The sequence below is a fragment of the Flavobacterium sp. UBA4854 genome (genome assembly GCF_002399805.1).
GTDB classification, from domain to species: domain Bacteria; phylum Bacteroidota; class Bacteroidia; order Flavobacteriales; family Flavobacteriaceae; genus Flavobacterium; species Flavobacterium ginsengisoli.
On record NZ_DHEI01000132.1, the window covers coordinates 12,568 to 15,295 of the forward strand.

Annotated in this window: 3 protein-coding genes and 1 other RNA gene; 2 read left to right on the forward strand and 2 right to left on the reverse strand. The window is 33.5% G+C overall.

The window, feature by feature from the left end:
• Both B3J44_RS19085 and ffs read right to left on the reverse strand, forming a co-directional pair.
• The coding region (locus B3J44_RS19085) for an SDR family NAD(P)-dependent oxidoreductase (protein WP_286970659.1) at positions 1-266 on the reverse strand (266 nt) is incomplete at its 3' end.
• A gap of 177 nt (positions 267-443) precedes the next feature.
• An RNA gene (ffs, locus tag B3J44_RS19090) (signal recognition particle sRNA small type) lies at positions 444-541 on the reverse strand.
• Between the two features lie 88 nt (positions 542-629).
• Between ffs and B3J44_RS19095 the strand changes: the two genes are divergently transcribed.
• Both B3J44_RS19095 and hutI read left to right on the forward strand, forming a co-directional pair.
• The gene (locus tag B3J44_RS19095) at positions 630-1,679 is read left to right on the forward strand and encodes a glutaminyl-peptide cyclotransferase (protein ID WP_286970660.1); all 1,050 of its coding nucleotides are present in this window, start codon (positions 630-632) and stop codon (positions 1,677-1,679) included.
• A 93-nt stretch (positions 1,680-1,772) separates the two neighbouring features.
• Positions 1,773-2,728: imidazolonepropionase (gene hutI / locus B3J44_RS19100; RefSeq protein WP_286970666.1), on the forward strand; the 956-nt coding region annotated here is incomplete at its 3' end.

A 2,728-nucleotide genomic window follows, 5' to 3' on the forward strand; every position in this document is an offset into this window, starting at 1 on the left:
ATTTCTTCTAAAGGTCCTGTAATTCCAACTCCAGCATTATTAATTACAATATCTAATCTTCCAGAAGTTGCAATAATTTTAGCTACCGCAGTTTTAATAGAGTCCGAATTTCGAACATCTAAAGCAACCAAAGGAAAAACTGAATTTAAAACTTTCTCAGGGTTTCTGCTTGTTCCGTACACAACAAAACCTTTCTGATGTAAAAATTCACCAATAGATTTTCCAATTCCTGATGATCCTCCGGTAATTAAAACGACTTTGCTCATTTTTTTTAGTTATAAGTTATAAATTATGAGTTATGAGTTTTGGAAAATGGTTTTATTTGAACAGTATATTTAATGCTCAAAATTTAACTTTCAACCAATGACATCTAACTTCAGATAGGGTCAAAAATAAAAAAATCCTCCTGAAAGGAAGATTGCAAACTAATTAAATTCTAAAAAAAATGGCAAGCGACCTACATCGCACCGCTCAACCACGTACCCTTGCTATGTTCCCATCCTGGGGGAGTCTGCAGGAGCTGGTCGTGTAGGACTTGCCGGTGCAAATATACAACCTTTTTATATTTTTGCAAGACCTTTGTAGCAATAAAAATATCGTCGTATATTGCCTTATTCAAATTTTAAACTATGAAAAAATATAACTTCCTAGCTGTCATTTTATTAGGAATCACATTAATTGGATGTGGAGAAAAAAATAAAGGTGAAAATTCTTTATTTACTATCGATGATTCTGCTTTTCCTGCTCATCTTACCCAAAAAGAGGCGCTTAATATTGGAATTTTAAACCCAAAATCGAAAGAAATTGATAGCATTGCCTACTTCGTAAACGACAAAAGAGTTGGAGGTACAAAAGGTACTGAAAATTTTAGATTTGAATTAATAGATCAAAAATTAGGTTATCAATACCTAAAAGCTAAGGTTTATTTTGGTGGAGATTCTTCTGATGCCACTAAAAGAATTGAAGTAGTTTCAGACATTGAGCCTAAATTATTAAAATATAAAATTGTAAATACTTTTCCTCATGACACTACAGCTTTCACAGAAGGTTTAGAGTTTCATGATGGAAGGCTTTTTGAGAGTACAGGACAAAAAGGTGATTCTTACTTTAGAGAGGTAGACTACAAAACAGGGAAAGTGATCAAACAAGTTGATCTTCCGAAAGAATATTTTGGAGAAGGAATTACTTTCTTTGGTGGCAAAATATATCAGTTGACTTGGCAGGAAAAAACAGGTTACATTTACGATGCCAACACTTTTAAATTAGAAAAAACATTTAAATACGATAAAGATATAGAAGGTTGGGGAATGACGCACGATGACAAATACATCTATCATTCTGACGGAACTGAGAAAATCTGGAAAATGGATCCTGCAACTCAAAAATTAATTGATTATATCAATGTATATTCTGGAAGTTCAAAAATTAAAGCAATTAACGAACTTGAATTAATTGATGGTAAATTTTACGCAAATGTTTGGCAGAAAGATGCTATTGCAGTTGTAAATCCAGAATCTGGAGCAGTTGAAAAAATCCTAAACCTTTCCGACTTACGCAAATCATTAAAAGCTAAAAATGCCGAAGTTTTAAATGGTATTGCATATAATCCTGCAACTAAAACTATTTTCGTTACTGGTAAATATTGGGATAAAATGTTCGAAATAACAGTTTCTGAATAATCTTTAGAGAAAAACAATTTTACGAATTTCACAAGTTTTCACATATTAATCCGTGAAAATTTGGGAAATTTGTGTTTTATAATAACATCTCCAATGACAACATTAATTACAAATATACAGGAGCTATTGCAGGTTCGCGAAACTTCAATCGCTAAAGTTTCAGGTTCTGAAATGGCAAAACTTCCAACTATCAAAAATGCTTTTTTAATACTAAAAGACAATTTGATCGAAGATTTTGGCTCAATGGATAATCTTCCAAAAATAAATGCCGACCAAATAATTGATGCAACAGGAAAAGTTGTTCTTCCGTCTTGGTGCGACAGCCACACTCATATTGTTTATGCAGGAAACCGCGAACAGGAATTTGTAGATCGCATCAACGGGCTTTCTTATGAAGAAATCGCCAATCGCGGCGGCGGAATTCTTAATTCCGCTAAGAAACTAAATGATTCTTCTGAAGAAGAAATTTACGAACAATCTAAAATCCGTTTAGAAGAAGTAATGCATTTAGGAACTGGTGCCGTAGAAATAAAATCTGGCTACGGATTGACAGTTGATGGAGAATTAAAAATGCTTCGTGTAATTCAAAAACTAGCAGAAAATTATCCTATTGCAATTAAAGCGACATTTCTCGGGGCACATGCTTTTCCTTTACATTACAAAGATGATAAAGCGGGTTATCTGGACGAAATTATTAACGAAATGCTGCCAGAAATTTCCAAAAATAAACTTGCAGATTATGTCGATGTTTTCTGCGAAAGCGGCTATTTTTCTGTAGAAGAAACCGAAAAAATAATGGAAGCAGGTTTAGCATTTGGTTTAAAACCAAAAATACATGTCAACCAATTTAATTCTATTGGCGGAATCCAAGCTGGAGTTAAATTTAACGCTCTTTCTGTAGATCATCTTGAAGTGATGAATCCAGAAGATATTCAAGCATTAAAAGACACAGAAACAATGCCTGTAGCTTTACCTTCTTGCTCTTATTTTTTAAGTATTCCGTACACACCAGCGCGCGAAATGATAAAAGCTGGGCTTCCTTTAGCATT

Excerpts from the sequence above, each read along its gene's own strand:
- B3J44_RS19095 (WP_286970660.1), top strand. The coding sequence starts at position 630 with ATGAAAAAATATAACTTCCTAGCTGTCATTTTATTAGGAATCACATTA.